This is a genomic window from Mesorhizobium sp. B1-1-5, from assembly GCF_006443065.1.
In the GTDB taxonomy this organism is placed as follows: Bacteria; Pseudomonadota; Alphaproteobacteria; order Rhizobiales; family Rhizobiaceae; genus Mesorhizobium.
In genome coordinates, this window is record NZ_VFWS01000041.1 from 1 (window position 1) to 13,639 (window position 13,639).

Here is a 13,639-nt window from a genome sequence, read left to right on the forward strand (position 1 = left end):
GCGAAGCCTTCGCCAAATCGAGCCTGAAAAACTTCGGCGACAGCCGGGCAATCGGCGCAAAGCTCGGCTTCAGCGTGAAGTGGTGAGCGGAGTGTGGTGATGAATACGGCCCGTATCCTCGCATAAGTGGGGCTGGCTGGCCGCCGGCCAGCCTTACACCGCGTGTTGAAGCTGGCTGAGCCCGCCATCGACGACAAGGCATGCGGCATTCATGAAGGGGCATTCGTCGGAAATCATAAACACCGCCGCAAGGGCGATTTCGCGGACCGACGCGATGCCACCGCCGGGATGCAACGCCATTGTTTTGGCCCGTGCTGCGGCCGGATCGGGAAAGCTGTTCCAGTAGTCGATCACCTTTCGCGTCTCCACATAGCCAGGCGCCAGTGCATTCACCCTTATACCGCGAGCGGCGTATTCGAGAGCCAGCGATCTCGTTAGGCCGAGCAGCGCATGTTTGGCGACCGGGTAGGGGAAGGTGTGCGGGATGATCGTGAAGCTGTGGGTCGAAGCGATGTTGAGGATGGTGCCGCCACCGTTTTCAATCATTCCCGGAAGTGCCGCCTTGCTGCAGTTCCAGGCACCTTTGACATTGACATCGAAATTGCGGTTCCACTCTTCTTCGGTCGCCTCCAGCGGTGTTGAAAACACGTTCATTCCTGCATTGTTGATCAGCGCGTTGATAGGGCCGATTTCCCTGTCGGCCCTCGTGACGGCATCGGCGATAGCGGCCCCGTCACTGACATCCGCGGTGGTATGTCCGATATGACCTTGCGGCGCGGACAGGCCGGCGACGGTCCGGTCGAGCAGGTCCCCATCGCGGTCGACCAAGAACAGCCTTGCCCCTTCGGCAAGGCACGCCTCGGCTATGGCCAGTCCGATGCCTTGCGCGGCGCCCGTCAGGAAGATGCGTTTGCCGAACAGCCGATCAACCATGGTTGTTACTCCAGTCGAAGACAGTCATTGCGAATTCCGCGCTGAAAATGCCGCCGGGAGCAAGCATTACAAGTCCCATTGGGTCGGTCTCCAAATGCTTCAGCGCATTAGGGGCGTGGCTCATCGGCTCCAGACAGAAGAAGCTGCGGTCGCTGTCCGGCGCATAGAGCATGTAGCGGCGGAGTGCTGGGCTGGCTTCGATTTCAAGTCCCAGCCTTTGTTCCGGCCAAGCGATCCGCGCCTGTCCGCTCCAGCCTTCGAAACAATTGTTCAGCCAACGGTCGGGCAGTCGGCGCGGCGTTGAGAAATCGACATCGTCCGCCAGCGCAACCCGCTCCGCCGGCAGATGCCCTGCGCGTTCGGTCCACCAGTCGCTGGCAGGCGCGAAAAGGGTGGTCAGCGGCGTTCGTGGAAAGAAGGGATGAAAGCCGAGGCCGAAGGGAAGGGCGATTTCGCCGGTGTTGGTGACCGAGATCTGGAGCGCTAGGCGCGCGCACGAAAGGCTGAACGACTGTCGCGCGTGATAAGCATGGGGCGAACCGAAACCCTCCGGCTTGTCAAAGCACAGCTCGACATGATCGGCTCGGCGCTCGGTCACCTTCCAGGCATCGAGCCATCCATCTCCATGGATGAATAGAGGATCGGGCGCATTGGGCGCCAATCGGAACGTTCGGCCGCCGCAGGAGAAAGCGTTGCCTTCAACGCGATTGCCGATCGGCACCAAAGGAAAGCAGGCGCAATCCGCAACGTCGAATTCGGCCTCGCCTTTGTAGGGACGCAGGAATGGCACCCCTTCGGCCGTATGCCCGTCGACGACAGCGCCTCCCTGCGGGCTGATCCGGACGCTCAACCGATCGTTCTCGATGAGTATCCAGGGTGACATGCGATCGCCCGGCTCAGCGCCTTCCGAATGCCGACGAGCGGAGATTGTCGAGCAGCACCGCGAGCAACAGGATCACTCCGCGCACGATGTATTGGTAGAAAGCCGCGATGTTGAGTAGGTTCATCACGTTCTCGGCGATACCCATGATCAGCACGCCAACGATGACGCCCGACATGGCGGCGCGACCGCCGGCCAGCGAGACGCCGCCGAGGACGCAAGCCGAGATAACGGAGAGCTCCAAGCCAACCGCCGCGTTGGGCTGGCCTGAGGTGATGCGTGAGGCCAAAAGGATGCCCGCGATACCGCAGACGAAGCCTTGCAGCGCGAAGATCCAGATGCGCGTCCTGTCGACATTGACGCCGGCCAGCCGCGAGGCTTCCGGATTGCCGCCGATGGCCAGTGTATTCTTGCCGAAGACGGTTCGGTTGAGCACGAAGCCGAAGATCCCGAACAGTATGGCCAGCACCCAGATCGGCGTCGGTATGCCGAGCAGTTTCGACAGTGCCAGCTGGTAGAAATCCGGGCTGTTGATGCCAACGGCGCGGCCGTCGGACGAAATCAACGCGAGGCCGCGCACGATCTGCATTGTGGCCAGCGTCGTGATCAGCGCGTTGATGCGGAATTTGGCGATGACGACGCCGTTGATGAAGCCGACAAAGGTGCCGCAGGCGATTGCAGCGAGAAGCCCGAGCAGGATCGAGCCCGACGCGTTCGATGCCATCACCGCGACCATGCCGGCAAAGGCGACGATGGAGCCGACCGACAGGTCGAAGTCGCGCGCCGCGAGGCAGAACATCATCGTGCAGGCGACGATGCCGACGGTGACCACGGACTGAAGCAGGCCAAGCATGTTGCGGTCGGTGAGGAAGTTCGGCACGAGCAGCGACACCAGCGCGAAGGCGACGATGAAGATGACGACGAGGCCTTGTTCGCCGAGCAGGATCTTCTTCAGTCGACTGGTCATTAGAAGTCCTCAGGATGCGATCGCGTCGGGGGTTTTCTTGTCGGGGAGCGCCGCGGCCAGGATCGCCTTTTCGGCGAATTGGTCGCGCGCGAGCTCGGCGCTGATGCGCCCGCCGCACATCACCAGGATGCGGTCGCAAATGCCCATCACTTCCGGCAGCTCGGAGGAGACGATGACGATCGCCATGCCCTCCTCGGCCAGTTGGTAGAGCAGCTCGTAGATCTCCGATTTGGCGCCGATATCGATGCCGCGCGTCGGCTCGTCGACGATCAGCACGCGTATGTCCTGTTCGGACAGCCAGCGGCCGAGGATGACCTTCTGCTGGTTGCCGCCGGACAAGTTGACGATATCCTGCTTGCGCGACGGCGTGCGCACCTTGAGCTTCTTGATGAAGGTTTCGGCCGTCGTGATCTCGCTCGTCCGGTTCAGGACGCCGAAGCGCGTGTGATGGCGCCTGGACGAGATGTTGATGTTCTCCTCGATCGAGCGGCCCTGGATGATGCCGTCATGCTTGCGGTCCTCCGAGCATAGCACGATGCCGGCCCTGATCGCGTCATGCGGGCTGGCGGCGGCAACCGTCTTGCCGTCGACCATGATCGTGCCGCCCGAACGCGGATCGGCGCCGAAAACAAGCCGCATCAGTTCGGATCGGCCGGCGCCGATGAGGCCGAAGAAGCCGACGATCTCGCCGGCGCGGGCTTCGAAGCTTGCCGGCGTCCGCAGCCTGGTGCCGCTCAGGCCATCGACCTTCAGCCGGATCCCGCCGGTCTTGCGCGGACGAAAACCCCAGATGTCGGAAATCTCGCGGCCGACCATTTCGGCCACGATCTGGTCGCGTGTCATACCCCTGAGCGTAGCGTGGTGTGCCGCGAGCCTGCCGTCGCGCAACACGGTCAGGCTGTCGCAGAGCCGGAACACTTCATCGAGCCGGTGCGACACATAGATGATCACCTTGCCTTCGCCACGCAGCCGGTCGATCAGGGCGAACAGGATTTCGCTTTCACGTGACGACAAGGAAGAGGTTGGCTCGTCCAGCGCGATGACGCGCGCATCAAGCATGATCGCCTTGGCGATCTCGACCATCTGGCGTTCGCCGATCGACAGCGTCTTGACCTTGCGGCGCATGTCGATGTCGATGCCGGCCGATTTCAGCTTGGCGCCGACATCGTCGAGCATCCTGCCGCGCGCGATGACGCCGGCGCTGGCGGGAAAGCGCCCGAGGCTGAGATTCTCGGCGACGGTGAGTTCCGGAACAAGCTGCAGTTCCTGATGGATGACGATGACGCCATTGTCGAAGGCGTCGCGGGTCGAGGTATAAGCCTGGACCTTGCCGTCGATGGTTATTTCGCCGGTATCGGCATGCTGGTCGCCGGACAGGATCTTGATCAGAGTTGATTTGCCAGCGCCGTTCTCGCCCATCAGCCCGTGCACGGCGCCTCTTTCGACGCCGAACGTCACGTCGGACAAAGCCGTGACGCCCGGGTAGGTCTTGGTGATGTTCGAGAATTCGAGAAATGACACGGGCCCCGATCCTTCTGCGCACCCTTGCCGAGTCATGTCAAACAGGCGGCGGCATCAAGCCGCCGCCTGTTTGTACAGGGAGGATTATTCGATGCCGAGCTCCTTGCGCACCTTCTGGTAGTCGTCGCGCTTTGCCAGCGCGCCGGAGGTCAGCGTAAGCTTCGCCGGCTCCTTGTTGTTGGCGATCCAATCATACATGTCGAGCGCGGTCTCGTAGCCGTGGCGCTTGGGCGAGATGATCACCGTGCCGACGAAGCCGGTGGCGGCGGGCTTCTTGAATTCGTTGATCGCCGATTCCGCGCCGCCGATGCCGACGCCGATCATGCCGTCGGCGGGAATGCCGACACTTTCGGAAGCGCGAACGGCGCCCAGCACGGCCTCGTCGTTGAGGCCGAAGGCAATCCACTTCTTGATGTCGGCATGGGCATTGAGCACCACAGTCGCGGCGTTGAGGGCCGCTTCCGTGTCGGTCTTGGCTTGCGGGGCGTCGAAGATGTTCTGGGTCTTGAAGCCGGCGGCTTTCAGCACCGAAATCGCGCCTTCAACACGGTCGACGGCTGTCGGCAGCTGATCGTATGAAACGCGGATCGCGCCGACCTCGTCCATCTTCCAGCCGCGCGCCTTCATCTCGTCGACGATGGCCTGACCAACCGCCTCGCCGATCTTGGTGGCCGAAATGCCCATATGCGGCACGTCTTCCAGCGGCTTGCCGTCGGCGCCGACGAGGCGGTCGTCCACCGTCATCAGCTTGAGATTGTTGGCGGCGGCCTTGGCGACGATGCCTGGGCCGAGTTTCACGTCCGGCGTGCAGACGACGAAGCCCTGAGCGCCCTGTGCACCGAGATTGTCGATCGCCGACATCAGCTTCTCGCCGTCTTCGGCGCCGATCTTGACGAGGGTGAAACCCTTTTCCTTGGCGGCCTGGTCGGCGAATTTCCATTCGTCCTGGAACCACGGCTCCTCCGGCTGTTTGACGATGAAGCCGATCTTGGTGTCCTGAGCATAGGCAGCGATGGTCGTGACGGACAGCACGGCAAGCGCGCCCGCGACGAGCGCGGTCTTCAAAAGTCGCATGATTACCTCCCAGCGATGGCCGGGCGCTTGAGCCCGGGTGCTGGAGTTTCTAGTTGTTTTTATCATACTCGTCAATTGATCTGGTATGATAATTAAGATACATGCTCTGACCAGGGATCGCTGGTGCAATTGACCCGCATCCGGTAAGGCCGGTTGTGCGAAACCGACAGGTTCGCCGCCTTGGAGGAGGGCTGAGGTGACCGAAACTTCGAAGAAGGCACAAGGCGAGACCGCTACCCGCCGGCCGCGCGTGATGCCCGATGTAACGAAGGCGCTCGCCTCGGACATTTTTTCCGGACGCTATCCGGCAGGCTCCTCCCTGCCGACCGAAAATGATCTCGGCATCGAATACGGCGTCAGCCGCACCGTCATCCGCGAGGCTCTCAAAGTGCTGGCCGCCAAGGGACTGGTGCTGTCGCGGCCACGCATCGGCACGGTCGTATGTGAACAGGACAACTGGAACATTATCGATCCGCAGGTGCTGGCCTGGCACGCGCCGCATGCGCTCGACGACAAGCTATTCGACGCCATCCTAGAAACGCGCCGCGCCATCGAACCATTGGTTGCCGAACTCGCCGCCACGCGTGCGACACTGCAGGAAGTTGCCGACCTCGAAGCGGCATGGCGCGGCATGGCCGGCGCAGGCGAGGACCTCGCCGCCTTCTCGCGCAGCGACATTGCCTTCCACCAGATCGTCTATGCCGCAAGCCACAACCCGATCTTTCGGCAGATCGGCAATCTGATCGACACTGGGCTGAAGTTCTCGCTGGAAGCCTCAGCGACGATCTCGCTGGAAAGGCGCATGGAAGCGGTGGCGGCGCACCGCGAGGTGGTGGAGGCGCTGCGCATGCGCGATGCCACCGCGGCGAGGGGCGCGGCGACCAATATCCTCGATCTTGCGGCGCGCGATCTGCTCAGCGCCAAAAAACTCAAGAACAACTGAGACGGATCGCATGAAGATCACCTCGCTCACCACCTACATCGTGCCGCCACGCTGGCTGTTCCTCAAGATCGAGACCGATGCCGGCGTCACCGGCTGGGGCGAGCCCGTCATCGAAGGCCGGGCGCTGACCGTCGAGGCGGCGGTCAAGGAATTCGCCGACTACCTCATCGGCAAGGATCCTCGCCTGATTGAGGATCACTGGACGGTGATGCATCGCGGCGGCTTCTACCGCGGCGGGCCGATCCTGATGAGCGCCATCGCCGGCATCGATCAGGCGCTGTGGGACATCAAGGGCAAGGCGCTCGGCGTACCCGTGCACGAACTGCTCGGCGGCAAACTGCGCGACACGATCAAGGTCTATTCCTGGGTCGGCGGCGACCGGCCGGCGGAAGTCGCGGCGGGCGCCAGGGAAGTGGTGGCACGCGGCTTCCACGCGCTCAAGATGAACGGCACCGAGGAACTGCAGATCGTCGACAGCCACGACAAGATCGACGCCGTGGTCGAGCGCGTTGCCATGGTGCGCGAGGCGGTCGGGCCGAATATCGGCATCGCCGTCGATTTCCACGGCCGCGTGCACCGGCCGATGGCGCGTATCCTGGTCAAGGAGCTGGAGCCATACCGGCTGATGTTCATTGAAGAGCCGGTGCTTAGCGAAAACCGCGAGGCGCTGAAGGAGATCGCCGCGCTCGGCTCGACGCCGGTCGCACTCGGCGAACGGCTCTACAGCCGCTGGGACTTCAAATCCGTATTCGAGGAAGGCGTCGTCGACATCATCCAGCCCGATCTGTCGCATGCCGGTGGCATCACCGAATGCCGCAAGATCGCGGCGATGGCGGAAGCCTATGACGTGGCGGTGGCGCCGCATTGTCCGCTGGGGCCCATCGCGCTGGCCGCGTGCCTGCAGCTCGACGCCGTGAGCTACAATTGCTTCATCCAGGAGCAGAGCCTGGGCATCCACTACAACGCCGGCAACGACCTGCTCGACTATGCCGCCAACAAGGACGCCTTCCGCTATGAGGACGGCTATGTCGCCATTCCCGACGGCCCGGGCCTGGGCGTCGTCATCGACGAGGACTATGTCAAGGAGCGCGCCAGGGAAGGCCACAGCTGGCGCAACCCGATCTGGCGCCACAAAGACGGCTCCTTCGCCGAGTGGTGAACGGCACGGTCGCCGGCCAGCTTGACCCAGTGTCGCCTAACCGCGCCCCAGGTTCCCGCTGGTTTTCCCCAGCGTTCGACGATGACGACAGCGACAGCAGGAGATGCCGGTCGCTCAGTCCTCGATCACTAGGGCCGGTTGGCCGCGCTTGACATATCCGATCATCGCTGCCGACGGATAGCCGCTAGCGACAATTCTCTCGACCAATGCACCGGCACGGTCAGGATCGCAGGCTATCAGCAGCCCGCCTGAAGTCTGCGGATCGGTGAGAAGATGGCGCCGCCACTCCGGCATATCCGACGGCAGGAGCACTGCATCACCATAGCTCGACCAGTTGCGCCGCGATGCGCCGGTGACGAAACCTCGCTCCGCGAGCGCTGCCGCTTCTTCAAAGACGGGAACGTCGTGGTCGCAAATGACGAGCGCGCAGTCGGAGCCGCGCGCCATCTCAAGGGCATGCCCGATCAAGCCGAACCCGGTCACATCAGTGATCGCATGCACGCTTACGTCCTCGGCGAGCTCCGCTCCAATCCGGTTGAGAAGGGTCGTCGAGGCGATCATCTCTTCGTAGCAGCCGGGCGGCAACGCCTGCCTTTTGATGGCCGCGGAATAAATCCCAACGCCGAGTCCCTTTGTCACGATCAGGGCGTCTCCCGCCTTGGCCCCCGAATTGCGTCGGATGTCCGTCGGCCGGCAGGTGCCGATTACGGCAAGCCCGTAGATCGGTTCCGGCGAGTCGATCGAATGGCCGCCGGCGATGGGTATCCCGGCTGTGGCGCAAATGTCGTGGCCGCCCTTCAAGATTTCCCGGATGATGTCCGTCGGCAGTTTCTCGATTGGCATTCCAAGGATGACCAGGGCCATAATTGGCCGCCCGCCCATTGCATAGACGTCAGAAAGTGCATTGGTCGCCGCAATCCGGCCGAAGTCGTACGGATCGTCCACCATCGGCATGAAGAAATCGGTGGTTGCAATCACGCAGGTCGTGTCGTCGATCTGCCAGACCGCGGCATCGTCTCCAGTTTCGGTACCGACAAGGAGCTGCCTGAAGGGGCTGGGAACCGGCTGTTCGGCAAGAAGCTGCTGAAGGACGGAGGGCGCCAGCTTGCACCCGCAGCCACCGCCATGAGCAAGGCTGGTCAGGCGCGGAGGTGCTTCGGTGATATCGCCCCGCGACGCGGGAGCCGTTTCCAACACCACGCCTTACTGTAGGGTCACGTTCCAAAAAACGTCAATCGCATTTTTCCTGCGCGAAGCATTTGCCGACGCTGATCTGCGCTCTAAGTTTTTGACATTACGCCAATTTGGCTCAAAATGGCGTGCATGTCCCTTGGTTCTGGATGCTCGTATGGGCATGGAATTCGGGAGGAAAACCCAGATGAATGTTGAACTTTCACGGCGCGCGTTCCTGCAGACGGCGGGCGCGGGTCTCGCCGGCACGACATTGGGAGCTTTCGGCTTTGCCGACATCGAGGCCGCGCATGCGGCGGCGATACGGTCCTTCAAGCTCGCCAACACGACCGAGACGCGCAACACTTGCCCGTACTGTTCGGTGGCCTGCGGCATCATACTGTATTCGAAAGGCGATCTTAGAAAGGGCGAACAGGCCGACATCACCCATATCGAAGGCGATACCGACCACCCGACCAATCGCGGCACCTTGTGCCCCAAGGGATCGGCCCTGCTCGGCTTCGTGAAATCTCCAACCCGGCTGCGGCATCCGATGATCCGCAAGCCCGGGTCCGACAAGTTCGAGCCTATAGGCTGGGAAGACGCGCTCGACCGCATCGCCCGCCTGATGAAAGACGATCGCGACAAGAACTTCGTCGCGAAGAACAATGACGGCGTGACGGTCAACCGGTGGCTCACCACAGGCTTCCTCGCCGCCTCGGCTTCGACCAATGAAACCGCGTTCGCGACCTACAAGGTAGTCCGCAGCACGGGCATACTGGCGTTCGACAACCAGGCACGTGTCTGACACGGCCCGACGGTGGCGAGTCTCGCCCCAACATTCGGCCGTGGCGCGATGACCAATTCCTGGACCGACATCAGGAACACGGATCTTGTTGTGATCATGGGCGGCAATGCCGCGGAAGCGCATCCCTGCGGCTTCAAATGGGTCACCGAAGCGAAGGCAAACCGCGGCGCCAAGCTCATCGTCATCGATCCGCGCTTCACGCGGTCAGCCTCGGTTTCCGACCTCTATGCGCCGATTCGCCAGGGGACGGACATCGCCTTCCTGCTCGGCCTGATCAACCACTGCATCCAGAACGACAAGGTGCAATGGGATTATGTGAAGGCCTTCACCAACGCGTCCTATGTCGTCAAGCAGGGTTTCACATTTCAGGACGGCCTCTTCTCCGGCTATGACGAGGCGAAGCGCGACTACGACAAGTCTACCTGGGACTACGACATCGGCCCCGATGGCTTCGCCGTTGTCGACGAAACCCTGGGCAATCCCCGTTGCGTCTGGAACCTGCTCAAGAACCACGTCGCGGTCTATACGCCGGAGATGGTCGAACGCATCTGCGGCACGCCGAAGGAGAGATTCCTGAAGGTGGCCAAGATGGTTGCCGAAACGTCCGCGCCGAACAAGGCGATGACGTCGATGTATGCGCTCGGCTGGACGCAGCACTCGAAGGGCTCGCAAAACATCCGTGCCATGGCGATGCTGCAGCTTGTGCTCGGCAATATCGGCATTCGCGGCGGCGGCATGAACGCGCTGCGCGGCCATTCCAACATCCAGGGGCTGACCGATCTCGGACTGATGTCGAACCTGCTGCCGGGTTATCTCACGGTGCCGACGCAGAAGGAGCCGGACCTCGCGACCTACATGTCGACGCGCGGCTTCAAGCCGCTGCGGCCGAACCAGATGAGCTACTGGCAGAACTACAAGAAGTTCTTCGTCAGCTTCCAAAAGTCGATGTGGGGCGATGCGGCAACGCCGCAGAACGACTTCGCCTATGACTATCTGCCGAAGCTAGACGTGCCGGGCTACGACCTGCTGCGTGCTTTCGAGCTGATGCACCAGGGCAAGATGAACGGCTATTTCTGCCAGGGCTTCAACCCGCTGCAGGCGGCTCCAAACAAGAAGAAGGTGATCGAGTCGCTCTCGAAGCTCAAATTCCTCGTCATCATGGATCCGTTGGACACCGAGACGGGACGGTTCTGGGAAAACCACGGCCCGTACAACGATGTCGATCCGACGAAGATTCAGACCGAGGTCTACCAGCTGCCCTCGACCTGCTTCGCCGAGGACGACGGCTCGCTGGTCAATTCAGGGCGCTGGCTGCAATGGCATTGGGCCGGCGGCACGCCCCCCGGGGAGGCCAAGCGCGACACGTGGATCATGGCGCAGCTCTATCTGCGCCTGAAGGAGCTCTACACCAAGGAAGGCGGCGCTTTCCCCGATCCGATCGTCAAGCTCACCTGGCCTTATGCCGATCCCGGCGATCCGAAGGCCGAAGAGCTTGCCCAGGAGATCAACGGCAGGGCGCTCGCCAAGGTGACCGACACGGCTGATCCGACGAAAGTACTGGCCGAGGCCGGCAAGCTGCTGCCTGCCTTTGCCGCGCTGCGCGACGACGGCTCGACCGCCTGCGGCTGCTGGATCTATTCCGGCTGCTTCAACGAGAACGGCAACAACATGGCAAGGCGGGATACGAGTGATCCCGACGATGCCGGCTTCTATTCGAAATGGGCGTTCTCATGGCCCGCCAACCGCCGCATCCTCTACAACAGGGCGTCGGCGGACCTCACCGGAAAACCTTGGGATCCGAGCCGCAAAGTGATCGAATGGGATGGCCAGAAGTGGTCGGGGTACGACGTGCCCGACATTCTGCCCACTGCCAAGCCCGATCAGGTCGGCCCGTTCATCATGAACCCGGAAGGCGTCTCGCGCCTCTTTACCCGAACCATGATGCGCGACGGACCATTCCCGGCGCATTACGAGCCGTTCGAGTCGCCGATCGTCAATCCGGTGGCGCCCAAAGTCCGCGGCAATCCCGCCGCGCGGGTGTTCCAAGGCGATATGGCCCAGTTCGCCGAAGCGGCCTCGCCTGAGTTCCCCTATGCGGCAACCTCCTACCGGCTGACCGAGCATTTCCACTTCTGGACCAAGCACGTCATCGTCAATGCGGTGATGCAGCCGGAGTTCTTCGTGGAGATTTCGGAACAGCTGGCGGCCGAGAAAGGCATCACCAAGGGCGGCTGGGTGCGCGTCTGGTCGAAGCGCGGTTCGGTTGTGGCGAAGGCCATGGTCACCAAGCGGATCAGGCCGCTCACCTGCGACGGCAAGACCATTCACATCGTCGGCATACCGCTGCACTGGGGCTTCACGGGAGCGGCGAAGAAAGGCTTCGGCCCGAACATGCTCACACCCTTTGTCGGCGACGCCAATATCGAGACGCCCGAGTACAAGGCGTTCCTGGTCAATATCGAGCCCGCAACGGGCCCGGTGGCATAGGAGGAGCGAGCGATGTTTCCTCCCATTCCCAACCCTTCGACGACGCAAACGGCCCCGCGTCTCTCCGAGAAGGACCTCATCCGCCGCTCGGCGTCGACCGTGCCTGCCCCGGAAAAGCAGCTGACGGAAGTCGCCAAGCTTATCGATGTCTCGAAATGCATCGGCTGCAAGGCCTGCCAGACGGCCTGCATCGAGTGGAACGACACGCATCCGGAGGTCGGCGTCTTCGCCGGCGCTTTCGAGAATCCGCCCGACCTGACGCCGGACATGTTCACGCTGATGCGCTACAGCGAATGGGACAACCCGGAGACCAACGAGCTCGAATGGCTGATCCGCAAGGACGGCTGCATGCACTGCGCCGATCCCGGTTGTCTCAAGGCCTGTCCGGCGCCGGGCGCGATCGTGCAATATTCGAACGGCATCGTCGATTTCGTCCACGAGAACTGCATCGGCTGCGGCTACTGCATCAAGGGCTGTCCGTTCAACATCCCGCGCATCTCCAAGCTCGACCACACGGCCTACAAATGCACGCTTTGCTCCGACCGGGTGGCGGTCGGTCAGGGTCCGGCCTGCGCCAAGGCCTGCCCGACCCAGGCGATCGTGTTCGGTACGAAGGAGGAGATGAAACAGCATGCCGACGGCCGCATCAAGGACTTGAAGTCGCGCGGCTTCGTCAATGCCGGCCTCTATGATCCGCCGGGCGTCGGCGGGACACATGTGATGTATGTGCTGCATCATGCCGACAAGCCGGAGATCTATAGCGGCCTGCCCAAGGATCCGAAGATCAGTCCATTGGTCGAGGCTTGGAAAGGTGTGACCAAATATGCGGGCCTCACGGTCTTGGGCGTGGCGGCCGGCGTCGGCTTGCTCCACCATTTGATCATGGGACCGAACACGGTAACCGAGGCGGATGAGGAGCACGCCGAACAGCTGACGGAGGGCGACAGCCATGGCCGGCGATGACCTTAAGCCGAACGAACAGGTCCATCCCGGCAAGCCGGTGATCGTGGACCGCTACACGGTGGGGGCACGGATCAACCACTGGATCACGGCGGCGAGCCTGGTCCTGCTCGCCCTGTCCGGCCTTGCGATGTTCCACCCGAGCCTGTTCTTCCTGTCCGGCCTCTTCGGCGGGGGCCAGTTCACGCGCTTCATCCATCCCTGGATCGGCGTTGTGCTCTTCTTCAGCTTCCTTGGACTTTTCCTTCGATTCTGGAAGGCCAATCTGTGGAGACGCGAGGACGGGACGTGGCTCGGCCGTTTCCGCGACGTGCTGGCCAACCACGAGGACAATGTTCCCGAGGTCGGCAAATACAATGCCGGCCAAAAACTCGTCTTCTGGTCAATGTCGGTGCTGATTGTGATCCTCATCTCCAGTGGACTGGTGGCATGGGATCAGTATTTCTCCCAGTATACGACAATCGATCAGAAGCGCGTGGCCATACTTGTCCACTCCATAGCGGCGGTGGCGATCATCGGCGTCTGGATCGTCCATTTCTATTCGGCCATCTGGGTGCGCGGTACCATTCCGGCCATGACGCGTGGGCGGGTGACCGGCGGCTGGGCCTGGCGGCATCACCGCAAATGGCTGCGGGAGCTCGTCACCAAATCGAGCAAGGAAACGGGATCGTCGGGATCCAAGCCCGCCGAATAGAGCGGGTGCTGGTCGGATGACTTTCCCGCCCTAGTTTTTGTGT

General features: G+C 62.2%; 11 protein-coding genes. 5 read left to right on the forward strand and 6 right to left on the reverse strand.

What is annotated here, in order from left to right; translation table 11 throughout:
• Positions 1–153 precede the first annotated feature (153 nt).
• The 5 genes from FJ980_RS15030 to FJ980_RS15050 all read right to left on the reverse strand — a co-directional run bounded on the left by FJ980_RS15030 (position 154) and on the right by FJ980_RS15050 (position 5,375).
• The gene (locus FJ980_RS15030) at positions 154–933 is read right to left on the reverse strand and encodes an SDR family oxidoreductase (RefSeq protein ID WP_140543913.1); all 780 of its coding nucleotides are present in this window, start codon (positions 931–933) and stop codon (positions 154–156) included.
• A complete protein-coding gene (locus FJ980_RS15035) occupies positions 926–1,816 on the reverse strand; it encodes an aldose 1-epimerase (protein WP_140543915.1) in 891 nt (296 codons plus the stop codon). The genes FJ980_RS15030 and FJ980_RS15035 overlap by 8 nt, the downstream gene beginning before the upstream one ends.
• A gap of 13 nt (positions 1,817–1,829) precedes the next feature.
• Positions 1,830–2,780 (reverse strand): L-arabinose ABC transporter permease AraH, encoded by a 951-nt coding sequence (gene araH / locus FJ980_RS15040; protein WP_140543917.1) that lies wholly within the window; start codon positions 2,778–2,780, stop codon positions 1,830–1,832.
• A gap of 9 nt (positions 2,781–2,789) precedes the next feature.
• The gene (gene araG / locus FJ980_RS15045) at positions 2,790–4,301 is read right to left on the reverse strand and encodes an L-arabinose ABC transporter ATP-binding protein AraG (protein ID WP_140543919.1); all 1,512 of its coding nucleotides are present in this window, start codon (positions 4,299–4,301) and stop codon (positions 2,790–2,792) included.
• Positions 4,302–4,385: 84 nt separating this feature from the next.
• A complete protein-coding gene (locus FJ980_RS15050; protein WP_140543921.1) occupies positions 4,386–5,375 on the reverse strand; it encodes an arabinose ABC transporter substrate-binding protein in 990 nt (329 codons plus the stop codon).
• Between the two features lie 253 nt (positions 5,376–5,628).
• On the opposite strand from FJ980_RS15050, the gene FJ980_RS15055 reads away from it, so the two are divergent.
• Both FJ980_RS15055 and dgoD read left to right on the forward strand, forming a co-directional pair.
• Entirely contained in the window at positions 5,629–6,318 is a 690-nt protein-coding gene (locus FJ980_RS15055) for a FadR/GntR family transcriptional regulator (RefSeq protein ID WP_246673313.1), read from the forward strand.
• Between the two features lie 10 nt (positions 6,319–6,328).
• Positions 6,329–7,477 carry a galactonate dehydratase gene (gene dgoD / locus FJ980_RS15060; RefSeq protein ID WP_140543925.1) on the forward strand — a complete coding sequence of 383 codons (1,149 nt, stop codon included), beginning with the start codon at positions 6,329–6,331 and terminating at the stop codon, positions 7,475–7,477.
• 114 nt (positions 7,478–7,591) lie between these two features.
• Here the strand turns inward: dgoD and selD are convergent, their stop codons facing one another.
• Positions 7,592–8,641 (reverse strand): selenide, water dikinase SelD, encoded by a 1,050-nt coding sequence (gene selD, locus FJ980_RS15065; RefSeq protein WP_140543977.1) that lies wholly within the window; start codon positions 8,639–8,641, stop codon positions 7,592–7,594.
• 214 nt (positions 8,642–8,855) lie between these two features.
• Between selD and fdnG the strand changes: the two genes are divergently transcribed.
• The 3 genes from fdnG to FJ980_RS15080 are packed head-to-tail and all read left to right on the forward strand — an operon-like array spanning position 8,856 to position 13,596.
• Positions 8,856–11,942, forward strand: coding sequence for a formate dehydrogenase-N subunit alpha (fdnG, locus tag FJ980_RS15070; RefSeq protein ID WP_140543927.1), 3,087 nt, complete (start codon positions 8,856–8,858; stop codon positions 11,940–11,942).
• Between the two features lie 12 nt (positions 11,943–11,954).
• Positions 11,955–12,905, forward strand: a complete 951-nt coding sequence (gene fdxH / locus FJ980_RS15075; RefSeq protein ID WP_140543929.1) for a formate dehydrogenase subunit beta — start codon at positions 11,955–11,957, stop codon at positions 12,903–12,905.
• Positions 12,892–13,596, forward strand: a complete 705-nt coding sequence (locus FJ980_RS15080; RefSeq protein ID WP_140543931.1) for a formate dehydrogenase subunit gamma — start codon at positions 12,892–12,894, stop codon at positions 13,594–13,596. The genes fdxH and FJ980_RS15080 overlap by 14 nt, the downstream gene beginning before the upstream one ends.
• The last annotated feature ends 43 nt before the right edge of the window (positions 13,597–13,639 follow it).

Excerpts from the sequence above, each read along its gene's own strand:
- FJ980_RS15030 (WP_140543913.1), bottom strand. The coding sequence starts at position 933 with ATGGTTGATCGGCTGTTCGGCAAACGCATCTTCCTGACGGGCGCCGCG.
- FJ980_RS15035 (WP_140543915.1), bottom strand. The coding sequence starts at position 1,816 with ATGTCACCCTGGATACTCATCGAGAACGATCGGTTGAGCGTCCGGATC.
- araH (WP_140543917.1), bottom strand. The coding sequence starts at position 2,780 with ATGACCAGTCGACTGAAGAAGATCCTGCTCGGCGAACAAGGCCTCGTC.
- FJ980_RS15050 (WP_140543921.1), bottom strand. The coding sequence starts at position 5,375 with ATGCGACTTTTGAAGACCGCGCTCGTCGCGGGCGCGCTTGCCGTGCTG.
- FJ980_RS15055 (WP_246673313.1), top strand. The coding sequence starts at position 5,629 with ATGCCCGATGTAACGAAGGCGCTCGCCTCGGACATTTTTTCCGGACGC.
- dgoD (WP_140543925.1), top strand. The coding sequence starts at position 6,329 with ATGAAGATCACCTCGCTCACCACCTACATCGTGCCGCCACGCTGGCTG.
- fdxH (WP_140543929.1), top strand. The coding sequence starts at position 11,955 with ATGTTTCCTCCCATTCCCAACCCTTCGACGACGCAAACGGCCCCGCGT.
- FJ980_RS15080 (WP_140543931.1), top strand. The coding sequence starts at position 12,892 with ATGGCCGGCGATGACCTTAAGCCGAACGAACAGGTCCATCCCGGCAAG.